Origin of the sequence: Pseudomonas sp. NyZ201, assembly GCF_049860765.1 — a bacterium.
GTDB lineage: Bacteria > Pseudomonadota > Gammaproteobacteria > Pseudomonadales > Pseudomonadaceae > Aquipseudomonas > Aquipseudomonas bharatica.
In genome coordinates this window covers 1,945,698-1,964,235 of the sequence record NZ_CP187557.1, presented here as the reverse complement: position 1 = coordinate 1,964,235, position 18,538 = coordinate 1,945,698, and the positions used below count along the sequence as shown (strand labels likewise).

At 64.1% G+C, this 18,538-nt stretch carries 17 protein-coding genes and 1 tRNA gene; 7 read left to right on the top strand and 11 right to left on the bottom strand.

From position 1 onward, the window contains the following. Positions 1-53 precede the first annotated feature (53 nt). Positions 54-857, bottom strand: a complete 804-nt coding sequence (locus ACPFMA_RS08835) for an MOSC domain-containing protein (RefSeq protein WP_425930000.1) — start codon at positions 855-857, stop codon at positions 54-56. Between the two features lie 48 nt (positions 858-905). Then, the gene (locus ACPFMA_RS08830; protein ID WP_064303196.1) at positions 906-1,841 is read right to left on the bottom strand and encodes a chemotaxis protein; all 936 of its coding nucleotides are present in this window, start codon (positions 1,839-1,841) and stop codon (positions 906-908) included. A 379-nt stretch (positions 1,842-2,220) separates the two neighbouring features. Here ACPFMA_RS08830 and ACPFMA_RS08825 point away from each other — a divergent pair, with 379 nt between their 5' ends. The 3 genes from ACPFMA_RS08825 (at position 2,221) to ACPFMA_RS08815 (ending at position 4,694) form a co-directional block, all read left to right on the top strand. Next, the gene (locus ACPFMA_RS08825; RefSeq protein ID WP_064303197.1) at positions 2,221-2,637 is read left to right on the top strand and encodes a hypothetical protein; all 417 of its coding nucleotides are present in this window, start codon (positions 2,221-2,223) and stop codon (positions 2,635-2,637) included. A 516-nt stretch (positions 2,638-3,153) separates the two neighbouring features. After that, positions 3,154-4,044 (top strand): sensor histidine kinase, encoded by an 891-nt coding sequence (locus ACPFMA_RS08820; RefSeq protein ID WP_064303198.1) that lies wholly within the window; start codon positions 3,154-3,156, stop codon positions 4,042-4,044. Next, entirely contained in the window at positions 4,041-4,694 is a 654-nt protein-coding gene (locus ACPFMA_RS08815; RefSeq protein WP_009404594.1) for a response regulator, read from the top strand. Before ACPFMA_RS08820 ends, ACPFMA_RS08815 begins: the two co-directional genes overlap by 4 nt. On the opposite strand, the gene yegS is transcribed toward ACPFMA_RS08815, so the two are convergent. Then, positions 4,678-5,577, bottom strand: a complete 900-nt coding sequence (gene yegS / locus ACPFMA_RS08810) for a lipid kinase YegS (protein WP_425929999.1) — start codon at positions 5,575-5,577, stop codon at positions 4,678-4,680. The genes ACPFMA_RS08815 and yegS overlap by 17 nt on opposite strands. A gap of 194 nt (positions 5,578-5,771) precedes the next feature. Here yegS and ACPFMA_RS08805 point away from each other — a divergent pair, with 194 nt between their 5' ends. After that, a complete protein-coding gene (locus ACPFMA_RS08805) occupies positions 5,772-7,022 on the top strand; it encodes a glycosyltransferase family 4 protein (RefSeq protein ID WP_425929998.1) in 1,251 nt (416 codons plus the stop codon). Positions 7,023-7,038: 16 nt separating this feature from the next. Here ACPFMA_RS08805 and glp read toward each other — a convergent pair whose 3' ends face one another. Next, positions 7,039-8,226 (bottom strand): gephyrin-like molybdotransferase Glp, encoded by a 1,188-nt coding sequence (gene glp / locus ACPFMA_RS08800; protein ID WP_425930583.1) that lies wholly within the window; start codon positions 8,224-8,226, stop codon positions 7,039-7,041. Positions 8,227-8,248: 22 nt separating this feature from the next. Further along, positions 8,249-8,788, bottom strand: a complete 540-nt coding sequence (moaB, locus tag ACPFMA_RS08795) for a molybdenum cofactor biosynthesis protein B (RefSeq protein WP_009404586.1) — start codon at positions 8,786-8,788, stop codon at positions 8,249-8,251. Between the two features lie 193 nt (positions 8,789-8,981). Here moaB and ACPFMA_RS08790 point away from each other — a divergent pair, with 193 nt between their 5' ends. After that, complete coding sequence (locus ACPFMA_RS08790; protein ID WP_064303201.1) at positions 8,982-9,203, top strand: YgdI/YgdR family lipoprotein; 222 nt, start codon at positions 8,982-8,984, stop codon at positions 9,201-9,203. Positions 9,204-9,282: 79 nt separating this feature from the next. Beyond that, positions 9,283-9,359: transfer RNA gene (locus ACPFMA_RS08785), tRNA-Pro, on the top strand. A gap of 168 nt (positions 9,360-9,527) precedes the next feature. Here ACPFMA_RS08785 and ACPFMA_RS08780 read toward each other — a convergent pair. After that, a complete protein-coding gene (locus tag ACPFMA_RS08780; protein WP_064303202.1) occupies positions 9,528-11,114 on the bottom strand; it encodes a malate:quinone oxidoreductase in 1,587 nt (528 codons plus the stop codon). 346 nt (positions 11,115-11,460) lie between these two features. Next, entirely contained in the window at positions 11,461-13,224 is a 1,764-nt protein-coding gene (locus ACPFMA_RS08775) for an ABC transporter transmembrane domain-containing protein (RefSeq protein ID WP_420059386.1), read from the bottom strand. A 196-nt stretch (positions 13,225-13,420) separates the two neighbouring features. On the opposite strand from ACPFMA_RS08775, the gene ACPFMA_RS08770 reads away from it, so the two are divergent. After that, positions 13,421-13,591 (top strand): PA1571 family protein, encoded by a 171-nt coding sequence (locus tag ACPFMA_RS08770; RefSeq protein ID WP_009404578.1) that lies wholly within the window; start codon positions 13,421-13,423, stop codon positions 13,589-13,591. A gap of 106 nt (positions 13,592-13,697) precedes the next feature. On the opposite strand, the gene pdxB is transcribed toward ACPFMA_RS08770, so the two are convergent. From pdxB to rlmM, 4 genes are all read right to left on the bottom strand, one after another. Further along, positions 13,698-14,837, bottom strand: coding sequence for a 4-phosphoerythronate dehydrogenase PdxB (gene pdxB, locus ACPFMA_RS08765; protein ID WP_425929997.1), 1,140 nt, complete (start codon positions 14,835-14,837; stop codon positions 13,698-13,700). An 89-nt stretch (positions 14,838-14,926) separates the two neighbouring features. After that, positions 14,927-16,069: a methyl-accepting chemotaxis protein gene (locus ACPFMA_RS08760; RefSeq protein ID WP_376699746.1), complete on the bottom strand. Its 1,143-nt coding sequence runs from the start codon at positions 16,067-16,069 to the stop codon at positions 14,927-14,929. Between the two features lie 1,127 nt (positions 16,070-17,196). Continuing rightward, positions 17,197-17,439 carry a sulfurtransferase TusA gene (gene tusA, locus ACPFMA_RS08755; RefSeq protein WP_009404574.1) on the bottom strand — a complete coding sequence of 81 codons (243 nt, stop codon included), beginning with the start codon at positions 17,437-17,439 and terminating at the stop codon, positions 17,197-17,199. Between the two features lie 24 nt (positions 17,440-17,463). After that, on the bottom strand, positions 17,464-18,528 hold the full coding sequence (rlmM, locus tag ACPFMA_RS08750) for a 23S rRNA (cytidine(2498)-2'-O)-methyltransferase RlmM (protein WP_425929996.1): 1,065 nt from the start codon (positions 18,526-18,528) through the stop codon (positions 17,464-17,466). Positions 18,529-18,538: the final 10 nt, after the last annotated feature.

Sequence of the window (18,538 nt, the reverse complement as noted above, 5' to 3'; positions counted from 1 at the left end):
GCAATCGCGGGTGAACCCGCTCCCACAGGGTACGCGGTGCTCCGAAGTTCTGTTTACTCCAGAACCTCTACTTCCATCCCCACCTCCAGCACACTCTCCCCGTCGGCCACCAGGTTCTGCCCGAACATGGCCTCCCCTTCCTTCTGCCGATAGTTCATCAAGGTTGCGAAAGGCTCGCGGTCGGCGCTGCGCTCGCCGGTGGCGGGGTCGATGGTGGTCAGAATGCAGCGCCCGCAGGGCTTGACCACGCGGAATGTCTGCTGGCCGATACGAATCCGTTTCCAGCCGTCCTCGGCGAAAGGCTCGGCGCCTGCGATCACCAGGTTCGGCCGGAACCGCAGCATTTCCATGGGCCGCCCGATCTTGCGGTTGAGATCGTCGAGCGACGCCTGGCCAATCAGCAGCAGCGGAAAACCATCGGCGAACGCCACCCGGTCACTGTTCTCGCCATAGCCCGAGGGCAGATAACGGGTGCGCTGCTCCGGCACGTGCACCAGGCGCACCGCACGCCCCATGAACCCGCTCAGCCACTCGGCGGCCGCCTCCCCGGCATCCGGCACCATCAGGGTGTCACGCCAGATGGTCACGCCGCGCAAGGCTTCATCCGGCGGGGGCACGGCAACATGCAGGGACGCAAAACCGGGCGCATCCAGCAGCAGGCCGCCGTCGGCGGCATACAACGCCGACAGCTGGCTCATCTGCGGGAAGGCCCGCTGGGTCAGGAAGCGGTTGTTGCCGGCGTCCACCAGCATCCAGCGACGATCGCCTGCCAGGCCAAGCAGGCCCGAGGGCGAGCGCTGCAAGGCTTCGGGCCGCCCCGACTTGAGCGGATAACGATAAAGCGCACTCAGATGCATCGGCCATGCTCCCCTGGAAAAAAAGAGCAGCTTACACCGGGTGCGACATCACGCGGTGGCTTCGTCCAGTTGCAGGCGCTGGCGCACCACTTCCACCAGGCGATCAGGCTGGAATTTGGAGAGGAAATTGTCGCAACCCACTTTTTTCACCATCGATTCGTTGAAACTGCCCGAGAGCGAAGTGTGCAGCACCACGTACAACCCGCGCAGGCGCGCATCGCTGCGGATCTCGGTGGTCAGGCGGTAGCCGTCCATTTCCGGCATCTCCGCGTCGGTGAAGACCATCAGCAACTTCTCGCAGACGTCTTCACCGGCATCCGCCCAGCCCTTGAGCATCTTCAACGCCTTCAGGCCATCGCTGGCCACATGCAGCCTGGCCCCTAGCTGCGACAGGGTTTCCCGTAGTTGCGCCAGGGCCACGGTGGAGTCGTCCACCAGGAGGATTTCCCGTCCCCTGGCGCGCTGCAGCAGTGGATCTTCCAGCTTGTCCCGGGACACCTTGGCGTTGTACGGAACGATTTCCGCCAGGACCTTCTCTACATCGATGATCTCGACCAGTTGCTCATCGACCTTGCTGATGGCAGTCAGGTAATGCTGGCGACCGGCGCTGGTCGGCGGCGGCATGATGGCTTCCCAGTTCATGTTGACGATGCGATCGACGCCACCGACCAGGAACGCCTGCACGGAGCGGTTGTACTCGGTGACGATGATGGTACTGTTCGGCCCCGGCTCGAGCGGGCGCATGCCGATCGCCTGGGACAGGTCGATCACCGGCAGGGTCTGGCCGCGCAGGTTGACCACACCGCACACGTAGCTATGGCGCTGTGGCATCAGGGTAAGCTTCGGCAGTTGCAGGACTTCCTGCACCTTGAAGACGTTGATCGCGAACAATTGCCGGCCCGCGAGGCGGAACATCAGGATTTCCAGGCGGTTCTCGCCTACCAGCTGTGTGCGTTGGTCTACCGTGTCGAGAATGCCAGCCATTGAATCCCCCAGGCTTGTCGCAAAAGTAAAAAGCATCGGCTTTATATCGGCCGTATGCGGCTTGGCTTGACCCCTTGCAGAAAAAGCACTCGGGGGCATTGATGTCACTTTAGCATCATGCTTTACTTTGCCCACAGCCTTTCATGCGCTGTCCCGCAACCGGGTCAACCCCGGAAAACCTCATCAGGGAAACCCTTATCAACAATCGGGTTGGACCTGATATTCGTGATATCCGTTAGCCATTAATGTGACGCCATTCTCAATGCATGAATGGAGTCAGGCCTGTGTTCGCTAACAAACTGCTGTGGCCAGCCTCCGTTCCTGACCGTTCGTCCGTCTGCCTTGGGGCCTTGCGTTCGTATTCGGGGGGAGCGGACCGATGCTGAACGACACGCCGGATATGAGCGCCGTCCAGGATTTCCTGGGTGAGGCCCATCTGCTGCTAAGCCGTGGCCAGGAATGCCTGCAGCATTTTCACCAGATCGGCGAGGATGCCGATGCCAGCCATTGCCTGATCCATACCCTGGCTTCCCTTAGGGACAGGGCGCGCAGCGTCGGGCTGTTGGAGATTGCCGACTTTTGCGCGGCGCTGGTTGCATTGCTCGAACCCGTCGAATATCGCAACCGCCTGCATGGGCCAGCATTGGGCATCCTTGAAGCCTGCCTGTGCCTGCTGGCCTGGCAAGTCGAACTGATCGACCCGTACAGCGGCACGCTTAACCTGGATGCCGAGGAACAACGGGAACTGCTGGACAGCCTGGAAAACATCCTGCGCACACCCGTGCAGACCGCCTGAACAGCCCCCGTACCGTGCCAACCCCTCTGGCACGGCCCCGGCACAATCAGCGCGTACAATCAAAGTTCAACTAAGCCGTGTCGAAAACATATCCGACATGCATATCGCTGTGATTCGGCATTGCACTAAGCAGCAACTAAGCCGCCTCTTTCCATTAAATTCCATCACTACGGAAACAGCAGATGCACGCTTTCAGGGAAGTTTGGGTTCGCCAACAGTAGTGGCAAAGTGCTAGAATCGCGACCTCGACGGAACGACCGTACCAGCCCGTAAAACCTGACTCATCGGCCCATTAACAGACCCGACGACCAATTGCGTCCAAGGTGTTAACATGCGCCGCCCGAGCCGGTAGCCGACTGTTGGCCATGCTGGAACATGGCGCTTTCAACGCACTGGAAAAGTGCCAGGCCGCCTTGTTGCAACATGATGATAAAAGTTGTTGAAGGTCTTGCTTAAAAGCCTTTCAATCACCCCGGACTGGCTTTGAAAAGTGATCTTTCAATGGCTTCATTTCCCGTGTACTCAAGCCTCAAGACGTTCACCCGCTGTCCGCGCGGCGCGGTCCTGCTGCACCGGGCCGCAGTGCTGGCGAGCCTGGCCTCGCTGGCGGCCGGACTGGCCTGCCACCTGAACGCCGCACCCCTGCCGGTGTTCGTGGTCCTGCTGCAGGCCCTTTGCCTTGTGGCGGTCCTGTGGGCAGGCCATTGGCGCAAGCACAGCCTGATGATGTCTCCCCAGGAACTGGCCGACCGTCTGCTCAAGGTCCAGGAAGGCGAGCGCCAGCGCCTGAGCCGCGAACTGCACGACGACATCGGCCAATCGCTCACCGCGGCCAAGCTCCAGGCCGAGTGGCTGCAACGGCGCATTCCACAACCGCTCGAGCAGCACTGCAGCACGCTGCGCAGCACCCTGGACGACACCCTGGCAAATGTGCGCAACCTTGCCACCAGCCTTGCGCCACGCCAGCTCAACAGTCTGGGGCTGGAAGCCAGCCTGCGCGCGCACTTGACGCGCACCCTGGAAAATACCGACCTGCGCTGGAGCCTGGAATGCAGGAGCCGCCTGGATGGCATTCCGGAGGACATGGCCATGGCCGCCTTCCGTATCACCCAGGAAGCGGTGACCAACGTGTTGCGCCACGCCCGGGCGGATAACCTGATCGTACGGTTCCAGCGCCAGCCCGAAGGGCTGTCGCTGTCGATCAGTGATGATGGCCAGGGTTTCCGGCCCTCGTCCGACCCCGGGAGCGAGGGCCAGTGCGGCATGGCCGGCATGGCCGAACGTGCGCAACTGCTCAACGGCAGCCTCACGGTACATAGCGATCCTGGCAAGGGCACGCGCATAGACGCGCTGTTCCCCTGGCCTCCCCGCACGCGCGAGCGCGCCAACTCAAGTAAGACTTCATGACCTGTAAATTGCTGTTGGTTGACGACCACTCCCTGATCCGCGCCGGCGTGCGCGCCTTGGTCTCCGACATCCCCGGCTATACCGTGGTGGGCGAGGCCTGCGACGGCAGCCAGCTGGTGGAACTGGTGCGCGAGCTCGCGCCGGACATCGTCCTGCTCGACCTGTCGATGCGGGCCATGGGCGGACTGGATGCCTTGAGCCAATTGCATGCCGAAGGCATGCATTGCAAGGTGCTGATCCTGTCCATGCACACCGATCCGCACCTGATCATGCAGGCCCTGGAAAGCGGTGCCCACGGCTACCTGCTCAAGGACACCACGGCCACCGAGCTGGAGCAGGCCCTGGCGGCGCTGCGCAATGACGAGCGCTACCTGAGCCCGGCCATCGCCCATACCGTGATCAACCAGGCCCTGCTGCGCGGGCAGAAACCCGAGCCCATGGACAACCACAATCTCACCGCCCGCCAGCTGGAGATCCTGCGCCTGATCGTGCGCGGCAAGTCCACCCGGGAAATCGCCAATGGCCTGGGCCTGAGCGTGAAAACCGTCGAAACCCACCGCTCGCAGATCATGAAACGCCTGCATATCTACGACGTGGCGGGCCTGGTGCTGTTTGCCGTGCGCGAGCAGATCATCAGCCTCGACGACTGAGCAAAGGCGAGTTCGCCGGCAAATGCAGGCGCAGCGCCTTGGGCAAGACGCGAAAGCGCAGGCTGTCGCCTTGCAAGGGCTCACCGTCGAGGTTGATATCCAGCCCCTGCGAGCCCTTGACCTCCACCCACGGCAGGCGCGCACGGACGAACATGCTGTCCAGCCCCAGTCCGCCGGCGAGCAGGTCGCGCAGGGTGCCGACCACTTCCTGGGGCGCCGGCAGGATGCTGATATCGAGCAACCCATCGTCCACCACCGCCTCCGGACACAGCACATGCCCGCCACCGGCCTGGCGACCATTGCCGATGCCCAGTGCCAGCAGGTCGCCCTGCCAATGGAAATCCGGCCCTTGCAGGCTGACCGACGCCGCTCCCAGTTCGGTGAAGCGGGACAGCCCGGTAAACAGATAGGCTGCCGCGCCGAGTACCTTTTTCAAATCTTCCGAGGTCTGCGCGGTGACCTGGCTGCCGAAGCCGCCAGTGCCCATATTGAGGAACACCTCGCCATCGACTTCGCCCAGGTCAACCGGGCGCGCCTCGATCTCCAGAAGCTCCAGCGCCGCCGCAGGCTCCAGCGGAATACCGGCGGCATGGGCAAAGTCATTGGCAGTGCCCAACGGCAGCAAGGCCAGGCTGGCCGAGGCGCCGGCCTTGACCATGGCGTGGCTGACATCGCGCAGGGTGCCATCACCACCGCCGGCGATCAGTTGCGGGTAGCCGGCCTCCAGCGCTTCGTTCACCAGCCGTCCGGCATCACCACCTTCCCAGGTCAGTCGCACGTCCAGCTGCCAGCCACGCTCGCGCATGCCCGCAACCGCCGCACGTACATCGTCATTCATTGCCTGCTTGCCATGCAGGACCAGCAGTGCCTTGCGCTCGCTCATGGATCGCCCTCCCCGGCGGATTCTCATCTGCTATCTGGACCATCGCGCTACAGGAAAAGTTGAGCTGTCTTACGAGCGGCATGGAAAAATCCTGCGACCGCGACCATGCTTCGACAAATAATTGGCAAAAAAATCAAGCCGCGAAAAAAAGCCATTTTATTGACATTCACCAGCATAGGTCGCGAGGAAGTGCCATGCGCGTACTCTGGACACTGCCTTACCTGCCTTGGCCAATCACCAGCGGCAGCAAGTCCCGGCAATTTCATCTGCTGCGCGGCATGGCGCTGCGGGGTCATCGCATTACCCTGCTGACGCAATCCCGGGTCCCGCTGTGCGACAGAACGCGAGAGGCGCTGGAGCCCTTGCTCGAGCGCCTGATCGTGCTGCCGCGGCGCCCCCTGCGAAGCCCGCTGAACGTGCTGGCAGCCGTGTCCGCCGGCTATCCGATGCGCGCCTGCATCAACGGCCTGGCCCCGCACCTGCGTCATCGCTTCGAGCAACTGCTGCAGGAGCACTGGGACGTGATCCAGATCGAACACAGCTACAGCTTCCAGCCATTCGAACGGGCGCTGCAGTCCAGCGGGTTGCCGTTCGTGGTCAGCGAGCATCAGGTGGAATGGCGCAGGGGCGCCGCCTGCCAGGACCTTTTGCCCCTGTGGCTGCGCCCCTTCAACAGCTTCGACGGCTGGCGCTATCGGCGCTGGGAAACACGAGTGCTGGCACAGGCCAGCAAGGTGATCGCAGTAAGCCCGTGCGACGCCGACGCACTCAGCCGCCTGGGCGGCAAGCCGGTGGAGGTCGTGGTCAATGGCGTGGATTGCGCGCATTACCAGCACATCGATTTCGCGCCGCATAGCCAGCGCCTGTTGTTCGTCGGCAATTTCGAACACTGTGCCAATCGCCAGGCCATCGAATGGGCACTGGAAGAAATCATGCCGCAGGTCTGGCAAGGCAATCCGGCGGTGCGCCTGGCGATAGTCGGCCATGCCCTGCCGGAGCAGTGGCGGCTGCACTGGAATGATCCACGCATCGAATGGGTCGGGTACCTGCCCGATCTACGCGAACTGCAGCGCCTCTCGGCGGTGTTCTTCGCGCCATTGCGCCAGGGTGGCGGATGCAAGGTGAAGCTGCTGGAGGCCATGGCGGCGGGATTGCCGGTGGTGACGACGCCGTCGGGCGTTTCGGGGCTCGAGGTCAAATGCGGCGAGCATTACCTCGGCGCCGAAGACGCGGGCGACCTGGCGCTGACCCTGACCCGGCTGTTGAACCAGCCACAGCGAATGCGCCAGCTCTCGCAGGCCGGGCGAGCCTTCGTGCGCGAGCGGCATGACTGGAGTGTGGCGGTGATGCAACTGGAGGGCGTGCATCAGCGCCTGCTGAGTCGGCCGGTCGGGGCCGGCGATCTTCCCGATGCCCTGCCAAGCGCGAGTGCTGGGCCTGCCTAGGACCGCTAGAGACCCTTCAACCGAGCAATTCACTCAAGGGAATGAACTGGACGATATCGCCCTGCCGTGGAGTGCTGCCCTCCAGCACCTCCACCAGTCCCTCGGCCCAGGCCGCGCTGCGTAGCACCCCGGAACTCTGGTTACGGTAGATCCTTGCCTGGCCCTGCTCCAGCCGGGCGCGCAGGTACTCGCGGCGATTGCCCGCCTTCGGCCAGTCGAACCCGGCCGGCACGGCGAACTGCAACGGTTGGACATCCTGCACGCCTTGCCGGCGCAGCAGATAGGGACGGGTCAGCAGGCCGAAGGTGACCAGGGTCGAGGCGGGGTTTCCGGGCAGGCCGATCACCGGCACGCCGTTGTACTGACCCACGGTCAGCGGCTTGCCCGGCTTGATCGCCAGTTTCCACAACGCCAGTTCGCCGGCCTCGCGAAGGACGATGCCGAGATAATCCGCCTCGCCCACCGATACACCGCCGGTGGAAAGAATCAGGTCCACAGCCCCCAGCTCGCCGAGACGCAGGCGGGTCTGCTCGAGGTTATCGGGCAGGATCCCGGCATCCACCACCTCGCAGCCCAGGCGTTGCAGCCAGCTGCACAGCAGGCGACGGTTGCTGTTGTAGATCTGCCCTGGGCCCAGCGGCAGCCCCGGCTCGACCAGTTCGTCACCGGTGGACAGCACCGCCACCCTGACCCGGCGCACCACGCTGAGCGAGGCATGACCGAGGGTCGCCGCCAGCCCCAGTTCGATCGGCCCCAGGCGCGTGCCTGTTGCCAGCACCAGCTCCCCGGCACGGGTTTCCTGGCCTTGCGGGCGGATATTCTGACCGAGGCTCAAGCCCTCGGTGAAACGTACGCGCTGGTCAGCCAGGACTTCGGCGTTCTCCTGCATTTCAACGCAGTCGGCACCTTCCGGTACCGGCGCGCCGGTGAAGATCCGCGCGCAGGTGCCGGGCTGCAACGGCTGTGGTGCATGCCCGGCGAAGATCCGCTGGCTGACCGGCAGCGGCTCGCCGGTCCAGTCGGCGATACGCAGGGCGTATCCGTCCATGGCGCTGTTCGGCCATGGCGGCAGGTCGATGGACGCGTGCAGGTCCGCTGCCAGCACCCGACCTTCGGCATCGGCCAGGGTGACCTCTTCGACATCACGGATCGGCGCCGCCGCGGCCAGTTCCAGCAAGCGCTGGAGAGCCGCCTCCACCGGCATCAGCGGCCGTGCCGCCGGCGCCTCAGCCACGGCTTTCGCAGGGCGCGGCCTGCTTCAGGTGCGGTACGAAATTGCACGGCCGGTGGCGATTGTCCAGTTGCTCGGCGAGGATACCGTCCCAGCCGGTGCGCACCGCATTGGTCGAGCCCGGCAGGCAGCAGACCAGGGTGCCGTTGGCCAGGCCGGCCAAGGCGCGGGACTGAATGGTGGAGGTGCCGATATCGGCCACGGAAATCTGCCGGAACAGCTCGCCGAAACCGTCGACCTGCTTGTCCAGCAGGCAGCTCACGGCTTCCGGGGTACTGTCGCGCCCGGTGAAGCCGGTGCCGCCGGTGATCAGCACCACCTGCACGCTGTCGTCGGCAATCCAGGCAGCGACCCGGGCGCGGATCTTGTACAGGTCGTCCTTGAGCAGCACCCGTTCGGCAAGGTGGTGCCCGGCCTCGGTGAGGCGGTCGACGAAGACCTGGCCGGAGGTATCGGTTTCGAAGGTGCGGGTGTCGCTGACGGTCAGCACGGCGATGTTGAGCGGCACGAAGGGCGCGTCGGCCTTGGCTTTCATGGCATAAGTCCGTAGATCCAGGGAATGGCCGGTGTTATATCACAGGGCAGGGTTGCCCCGCGCGAGCAACCCGGCATGGCATTGCTGCCGGTCAATACGGCGATCAGGCACTGGCCGCAACTTCGTACTGAACTTGCTGTAACTGTTTGCGTCTTAACGAACTATACGGCCCCACTTAACTGGAGATTTACCCATGATCAAACGGACCCTTCCCGCCTTCCTGCTCGCTCTTGGCATTGGCGCCCTGGCCGGTTGCTCGACACCTACCGTGATCACCCTCAACGACGGTCGTGAGATCCAGGCCGTCGATACCCCGAAATACGATGACGATTCGGGCTTCTACGAAATCGAGCAACTGGACGGCAAGCGTACCCGGGTCAACAAGGACCAGATTCGCACCGTGAAAGAGCTGTAAGCGCCTTCGTAAAAAAGCCCCCATTCCATACGAAACGGGGGCTTGTCGAAGCGAAATTTTTGAGTAGAATTTTCTTCATCGGAGTGTAGCGCAGCCAGGTAGCGCGTCTCGTTCGGGACGAGAAGGCCGCAGGTTCGAATCCTGTCTCTCCGACCAATCGCTCACGAAAAAGCCCGCCTAGTGCGGGCTTTTTCGTGCTTGTCCCCTATTGGGTTGACTGGTCCGGCGCTATCGCTGGCAAGCCAGCTCCCACAGGGTGTGGGAGCTGGCTTGCCAGCGATGAGGCCAGAAGGGGCAAAGAAGACCCTTGCCCCTCGAACAGTCTTATTGAACAGCCACCGGCTGCTCTTCCGGCAATACCGGAACGAAGGTCAGGCCCAGGCGCGAGCTGGTCCACTCGCGGGTCTTGTTGGTCAGCTCGAGGTTGTTGTTCAGCTTCTGACCATAGGTCGGCACGATTTCCTTCAGCTTGGCCTGCCACTCGGGGCTCTTGATGCGGTCCTTGAAGGTTTTTTCCAGCACGGTCAGCATGATCGGCGCAGCGGTCGAGGCACCTGGCGAGGCACCCAGCAGCGCGGCGATCGAGCCATCCTCGGAGGCCACCACCTCAGTACCGAACTGCAGGATGCCGCCATGCACCGCATCCTTCTTGATGATCTGCACGCGCTGGCCGGCCTGCAGCAGTTTCCAGTCTTCGTTCTTCGCGTTCGGGAAGTATTCGCGCAGCGCGGCCATGCGGTCGTCGAAGCTGAGCATCAACTGACCCATCAGGTAGGTGCTCAGGTCGATGTTGTCGATGCCGGCGTGGGTCATCGGCATGATGTTATGGGTGTTCAGCGCAGCGAACATGTCCAGCAGCGAACCGTTTTTCAGGAACTTGGTGGAGAAGGTCGCGAACGGGCCAAACAGCAGCACTTCCTTGCCATCGATGATGCGCGTGTCGAGGTGCGGCACCGACATCGGTGGCGCGCCAACCGACGCCTTGCCATACAGCTTGGCCTTGTGCCGGGAGACGATGTCCTGGTTGTCGGTCATCAGGAACTGGCCGCCCACCGGGAACCCGGCGTAGCCGTCAGCTTCCGGAATGCCGGATTTCTGCAGCAATTTCAGGGCGCCACCACCGGCACCGATGAACACGAACTTCGCCTTGACGCTGGTTTCCACGCCCTTGTTGGCGAGGTCGGCGACCACGACGGTCCAGGTGTTGTCGGCGTTGCGCTTGATGTCGCGGACTTCGTGACGCAGGTTCAGGCTGACCTTGTCGCTCTTGGTCAGCGAGCCCACCAGCTGGCGGGTGATCTCGCCGAAGTTGACGTCGGTACCGATGCTCATGCGGGTTGCGGCGACTTTCTGGTCGGCAGCACGGCCTTCCATGACGATCGGCACCCACTTGGCGATCTGCGCATGGTCCTCGGAGTACTCCATGCCGCGGAACAGCGAGCTGTGCTGCAGGGCGGCGTGGCGCTTGCGCAGGAACTCGACGTTCTTGTCGCCCCAGACGAAGCTCATGTGCGGCACGTTGTTGATGAACGAGCCCGGGTTGTTCAGGACCTTCTGCTCGACCTGGTAGGACCAGAACTGCTTGGAGATCTCGAACTGCTCGTTGATGCCCACGGCCTTGCTGATATCCATGCTGCCGTCGGCGGCTTCGCTGGTGTAGTTCAGCTCGCAGAAGGCGGAGTGGCCGGTACCGGCGTTGTTCCAGGCGTTGGAGCTTTCTTCGGCAACCTGGTCCATGCGCTCGTAGATATTGATCGACCAGTCAGGTTGCAGCTCGTGCAGGTAGGTGCCGAGGCTGGCGCTCATGATGCCGCCACCGATCAGCAGCACGTCGACGGTCTTTTCCGGTTCACTGGGCTTGGAGCAACCAATGACGCTCAGGCACAGGAGCGCCAAAAGGACTTTTTTCATAATTCATCCAATTGAAGTGAAGGTGTTGGCTGGACCGCCGCGCCCGGGTGCACGCCCTGGTTTTATCGTTGTGCTCACTCGGTGGTGGCTGGGGTATCTGGAAGCGGGGTGCGGTCTGATGCCGTGGCTGCACTGGCAGCCCATGGTCTTGTAAAGCGGGGACTTGGCCCGCGCCGGCGCCTCACAAAGCACGAAGCGGGCCAACTTACCCGCGACCAACGGCCAATAGGCGAGGCGCATGGTCGCACCCCATATTAGGCGGTTTATCTGGCGGGTTTCCGCCATCATTCGTCGCTCTATAACGGCAGAGTGGCGGATTTCCCCCTTTATCTGGCGTAAGCCCCTTCTACTGCGAACCGAACTGCAACGCTGCCAGCCGGGCATACAGCGGGTTTTCCGCGATCAATTGCCGATGGCTGCCAATCGCTACCATTTTTCCCCCATCGATCACCGCGATGCGGTCGGCGTGCTGCACCGTGGCCAGGCGGTGAGCGATGACCAGTGTGGTACGTCCTGCCATCAGGTTTGGCAGCGCTTGCTGGATCAGGTGTTCGCTCTGCGCATCGAGGGCGCTGGTAGCTTCGTCGAGCAGCAGGATGGGCGCGTCCACCAGCAAGGCCCGGGCAATTGCCAGGCGCTGGCGCTGACCGCCGGAGAGGCCGAGGCCGGCGTCGCCCAGGTGCGTCTGGTAGCCGTCGGGCAATTGCAGGATGAACTCATGGGCGTGGGCACTGCGGGCGGCGGCCTCGACCTGGGCGAAGCTGGCATCGGCACGGCCGTAGCGGATGTTGTCCTCGACCGTGCCGAAGAACAGCGCAGGGTTCTGCGCCACCAGGGCGAAATGGCGGCGCAGATCCTGGGGATCAAGCGTGGTCAGGGGCTGGCCGTCGAGGAGAATGCGACCCTCCTGCGGGTCGTGGAAGCGCAGCAGCAGGTCGAACAGGGTCGACTTGCCCGCCCCCGACGGCCCGACCAGGGCGAGGGTCTGTCCGGGCTCGATGCGCAGGTCCAGTCCGTCGATGGCCGGACGATCGGGGCGCGTCGGATAGGCGAAGCGCACGCCTTGCAACTGCAGTTCGCCGCGAACCCGCTCGGGCAGCCTTACCCCACCGTCGACCGGCGCAAGGATCTCGCTGCGAGCCGCGAGCAGTTCGGCGATCCTCTCGGCCGCACCGGCAGCACGTTGCAGTTCGCCGATCACTTCGCTGACGGTGCCGAAGGCACTGCCGACGATCAGGCTGTAGAAAACGAAGGCCGCCAGGTCGCCACCGGAGATGCGCCCGGCGATCACGTCCATGCCACCGACCCACAGCATCACGCCCACCGCCCCGAGCACCAGGACGATCACCAGGGTAATCAGCCAGGCGCGCTGGACAATGCGCTTGCGCGCCGTGGCGAAGGCCGCCTCGACGGTTTCGCCGAAGCGCTGGCGGTCCTGCGCCTGGTGGTTATAGGCCTGTACCGTCTTGATCTGGCCGAGGGTCTCGGCGACGTAGCTGCCGACATCGGCAATGCGGTCCTGGCTTTGCCGCGACAGGCTGCGTACGCGCCGGCCGAACACCAGGATCGGCGCCAGCACCAGCGGCAGGGCCAGGACCACGATACTGGTGAGCTTCGGATTGGTGACGAACAACAGGATGATGCCGCCCAGCACCATCAGCACATTGCGCAGGAACAGCGACAGCGACGAACCGATCACCGATTGCAGCAACGTGGTATCGGCAGTCAGCCGCGACTGGATCTCCGAGCTGCGGTTGTGCTCGAAAAAGCCGGGATGCAGGTCAAGCAGATGATCGAACACCTGCCGACGGATATCGGCCACCACCCGCTCGCCGATCCAGGAGACCAGGTAGAAACGGCTGAAGGTGCCCACCGCCAGGGCCAGCACCAGGGCCATGAACAAGGCGATGGACTGGCCCAGCAAGTCGGGCGAGCGGGTTACGAAGCCCTGGTCCACCAACAGGCGGATGCCCTGCCCCATCGACAAGGTAATGCCGGCGGTGACCACCAGGGCCAGCAGGGCGAGCAGCGCCTGCCGGCGGTACGGACGCACGAAGCGCCAGGCCAGGTGCAGGGCCCGGCGCTGGCGGGAAGAAAGCGGATTGAACATATGGACGGCTGCCGTGGCTGATTACAACGAGTCGGGAAGCACCTTAGACCCTATCGGTCTAAAGTAGCGCTGGTTCTCGAAGGAACTTTCTGTTGGACTGTCGGTTCGCATGATGAGACAGCGAAAAGGAGTTGTCACAGCCTGGTCATCACGCGTGATTAATCTGGGCTTAGCCACCCTGAGGAGGAGACAGGAAATGAGCTTGCAGCAAAGCAGCAACACGCAACAACGCCCGGCCCAGCCTGTGCCGGCATTCGGCTCGGTCATCGACGCGCAAGGCCGCGAGATCCCGATCACCGAACAGATGATCCAGCAGGCCTGCCGCGAGCTGGACAACAGCCGGGTCAACCCGGTGAAGAAGGGCTGAGACCCTCGCCTATTCGAAACCCGGCCCTGGTGCCGGGTTTTTTATTGCCCGCCCCCCTGTGGGAGCGGGTTTACCCGCGATGAGGCCCTGAGGGCCGGCAAACCGATCAGCCTTCGACCACACACCCCAGCGCCGCCGCCACCTTCCGAACCTCCTGCCCTTCGGCCCGAACCTTCAATCCTTCGATCTCGCGCCGCACCGGATAGCCCTTGCGCAACAGATCGAACGCCAGCTTCTGCGCCACCGGGTCATTGCCCAGGCTACGGCGAAAATCCGCGTCGTCCCGGCGCGGGTCATACACCGCGCGGCACAGCGTCGCCAGGGCCCAGGCCGGGTCGGTATCGGCCTGCAGCTCGACCCGGGCCAGCCAGGGAGCGGGCAGCAGGTCGGCAAGCCGCACCTGCTCCGGCTCGCCGCGCCAGGCGCAATACGCCTGGTAGATCTGCGCGGTACCACGCTGCTTGCCGTCGAGGCTGTAGCCGGCGATATGCGGGGTGGCGATCACGCAGAGGTCGGCCAGCTCCACATCCACAAGCGGTTCCTCCTCCCAGACATCCAGTACCGCCAGCACGTCTTCGCGTTCCAGCAGCAGCTCGCGCAGGGCGCTGTTGTCGATCACCGGGCCACGGGCGGCGTTGATCAGCCAGGCGCCCGGGCGCAGCCGGGCCAGGCGCTGGCGATCGAACAGATGCCAGGTCGGCTGCTCGCCGGCGCGGGTCAGAGGGGTGTGCAGGCTGATCACATCGCACTCGGCCAGGATCCGCTCCAGCGCCACGTAATCCCCGCCCTCGGCCGCCTGCCGTGGCGGATCGCAGACCAGCACCTTCCAGCCCAGGCCGCGCAGCACCTGGATCAGGCGGCCACCGACCTGGCCGGCGCCGACCACGCCATAGGTCCGCCGCGACAGGTCGGCGCCGTCCAGCTCGGCCAGGGTCAGCAGGCTGCCCAGCACGTAGTCGACCACCCCGCGGGCGTTGCAGCCCGGCGCACTGGACCAGTGAATGCCGGCCTCGGCGAAATAGCCGAGGTCCAGGTGATCGGTGCCAATGGTGCAGGTGCCGACGAAGCGCACCTGGCTGCCTTCCAGCAAGGCGCGGTCGACCCGGGTTACCGAACGCACCAGCAGCACGTCGGCATCGCGCACGCAGTCACGGTCGATGGCCCGCCCCGGATAACGCCGGATCTCGCCGAAACCGGCAAAGAAGGCATCGAGCAGGGGGATGTTTTCGTCGGCAACGATCAGCATGGGCGGGACTCCTGTGAGGGGCTGCAGTGTAGGGGCTGCACAGGACAATGACCAAGCGCTGTCTGCACCGGCCCCTCAAAGGAGCGTGCTTATCCCAGGTTGAAGCGCGCCGTGTTGTCGTTGAGCGCGCGGCTGCCCTGGCTGAGGGTGTCCGCGGCCTGGTTCACCGCCCGCGCTCCGTCCAGCAAACGTCCGGCGGCCTGGTCGACCTGCTGGATGCTGCCACTGACTTCATCGGCGGTGCCGGTTTGTTCCTCGACCGCCGTGAGGATCTGCGCCAGGGTATCGGTGACGCCCTGCACCGCCCCGGCGATCTGCCCCAGGCGTTCGCCCAGCCCGGTCACCGACTGCGCGTCCTGCACGGCCTGGCCACAGGCCAATTCCATCAGGCTGACCGCCTGGGTCACGGTGGCGCGCAAACTGTCCACCGTGCCGGCGATCTGCGCCGTGGAGGCCTGGGTGCGCTGGGACAGGCTGCGCACCTCATCGGCCACCACTGCGAACCCGCGCCCCTGCTCGCCGGCCCGCGCTGCCTCGATGGCGGCGTTGAGCGCCAGCAGGTTGGTCTGCTCGGCAATGCCGCGAATGGCATCCACCACCGACTGGATCTGCTGCCCCTGCTCGCTGACCCGCCCCAGCGCCTCGGCGGTATCGGTCAGGCGGCGATTGAGCTGCTGGATGCTGTCGGTGGTGCGCTGGCTGTCCCGGCTGCTGTCTTCGGCGATGCGCCGGGTCTGCCGGGCGCTGTCGGAGGCGTGCTCGCAGCTTCTGGCGACTTCCTGGGAAGTGGCCGCCAGTTGCGTGGCAGCCGCAGCGATCTGGCTGATCTGCTGTTGCTGGCGCTCGACATCCTGCAAGGTGCCGTTGGCCTGGACGTTCAGGGTCTGTACCGCCGAGCCCAGTTGCCGGGTTTCGTGGTTGACCCCGAGCAGGCTGGCACGCAATTGCACCACGGCGACGTTCAGCGCCTGGCTGATCGCCGCCAGCTCGTCGCGCCCCTGCACCGAGACTTCGACGCACAGGTTGCCGTCGCGCAAGGACTCGGCCAGGGTGGTGATACCACTGGCACTACGGCGGATCGAAGCCTGCAGGCAGGCGAACAGGTACAACGCCAGCAGCAGCAACAGGCCGATGGTCGCGCCCACCGGAATGAACTCGCGATTGGACTTGGCGTGGTAGTAGTCCAGCCGCTCATGCAGCGACTGCAATGACTGCCCACGCAGGCCGGACATGTCGTCCAGCAAGCGGCCGATGCTGGCTTCGAAGTCGGCCGGCTTGAGTTTGATCGCGCCACCGAATACGCCGTCATCCAGCACCGCCAGTTCGGCATCGAGCGCCTTGATGCCCGCCTCGTAGCGTGTGCTCCAGCCCTGCAGCTCGGGCGGCAGCCGGGTTTGCAGGGCAGCGGCGGTCTTGACCATCTGCTCGCGGGCATCGCCGATACGGCTGCGCAAATCGCGCATCTGCAGGCGGCTTTGCAGGCTGAACTGGCCGGAAACCACCGAGGTCTGGCCGATGCTCGCCATGCGTCCGATGCGCTCGATCAGTTCGGGCGCCTGCTGGGTCGAGAGCTGCATCAACAGGTAGGTTTCCAGCCAGGGGTCGAGGATCAGCCCGCTGTCCATGGCGATCTGTTCGCGCAAGGCTTGCAGATGGCCGATGCTGGCGGTGAAGCGTTCGTAGCCGTCCGGCCACCAGCCGATCCCGCGCAGGGACTGGCTGTCCAGGCCGGACACCGAGCCTTGCAGGGTGTCGTAGCGGGCCAGGGCGTCGGCGCCGGCCTTCTCGTCGACCAGAGCGACCTTGAGGTTTTTCAGCGATTGATCAATACGCGGCAGCGCAGCATCGATCTCGCCCATCAACTGGCGCGCCTCGGCGGTCGGCTCGCGCAGGATATCCACGGCTTTCCAGCGCGCGGCCCGATAGCGCTGGGCCGACAGCTCGCGTTCCAGCTCGTCGAGCACCCGCAACTGGCGCACCCCGGACTGCTCGCCGGCGATCACCGCCAGCCGGGCGCGGTAATCCATGCCGATCAGCCCCAGACTGAACAGCAGCGGCAACATGAACAACAAAAACAGCAACTGGAACTTGCGCGCGAAGCCGAAACGCCCCAACAGACGCGCACCCGGTGACAACAGACGATTCATGACTCACTCCTGCGCATAGGGGTACCCTTGGGCGCAAACGTTTCTGCAGCCGCCCAGGGTGATAGCGTTTCGCTAGCAACCTGTATGCCGGATACAGAGAACCCAGGAGAGAGACCGCCCGGTAAAGGATGCAGCCAAAAGGCTTGCACCCATTCCATGCACACTGCCGGTGCGGGCGTCACCGGAGGAAACAGGGGTGTAACAGCTATGGCTCAGTCGAGCTTCTTGCGAATCCAGTAAAGGTAGGTGCCGCCCTCTTCTTCCTGCTGCACCAGTTCGTGCCCGAGGAACACGCAGAACTTGGGAATGTCGCGGCGGGTGGAAGGATCGGTGGCGATGACCTTGAGCAGGCCGCCGGCGCCCAGGTCGCGCACGTATTGATGCAGCATCATCACCGGCTCGGGACAGTTCAGGCCGGTGGCGTCGAGCACGGCGTCAGGGGTGAAATCGGTCATGTGGAGCACTCCGTAAGCGAAAAGTCAGCGAGGCTTGATGTCGAGGCGGCGCAGGTGGCAGGTCACTTCCTCGCGGTCGTGATAAAGCTGCTTGCAACCGATGGAGACCTTGACCTTGCGTGCCTTGAAGCCCTCCTCGATGCGCTCCAGCAGGCGCCGCACCTCGGCATAACGTTGCTTCATCGGCAGCTTGAGGTTGACCACCGCCTCGCGGCAATGTCCGTCACCCAGCCATTCTTCGATCATCGACGCGGTACGTGCCGGCTTCTCGACGATATCGCACACCATCCAGTCGACCATCTGCTTTGGCTTCCAGGTAAAGCCATCGACCATCAGGTGCTGCACCAGGCCGGTATCCATCAGGCTTTCAGCCATGGGGCCGTTATCGATGGCGGTCACCAGCATGCCGCGCCTGACCAACTGGTAGGTCCAGCCGCCCGGAGCGGCGCCGAGGTCAACGCCGGTCATGTCATCGCCAAGGCGCTGCTCCCACTGCTCGCGAGGGATGAAATGGTGCCACGCCTCTTCCAGCTTCAGGGTCGAACGGCTCGGCGCCTCGCGGGGGAACTTCAGGCGCGGGATACCCATGGGCCACATGGCCGAGTTGTCCGCATCGGCCAGGCCCAGGAAGACCCGCCGGCCACTGACGAAGGTCAGCAGCAGGCGCGGACCCGGGCCGTTCTCCATCAGGCGCCCGGCCTTGACCAGGGCCTTGCGCAGCGGCACCTCGAACTTGCGGCAGAAGGTGGACAGCTCCTTGCCGTCATTGCTGTCCATGACCTCCAGCCACAGGCTGCCGGCCACCGGATAGTCGGCCAGGTACTCCAGCAGCACGCTGATGCGATCGCTTTCCGGCAATTCGACGAAGCTGCCCCGGGCCCATTGGCGCGGGAAGATCAACTGCTTGAAACGCAGCGCGCCCATGATCTGCGCAGCGCCTTCGGCGTCGTTGCAGATGAACTCGGCGCAGGCGGTCTGCGGCTTGGCCTTGGCATAACCGGCAACGCCGAGCAACGCAGCGTGCTCGCTGATTTCGGAACACACCTCGCTCTCGAAACCGGGCCGGCAATGCAGGAACAGGGTATTCATCACTCACTCC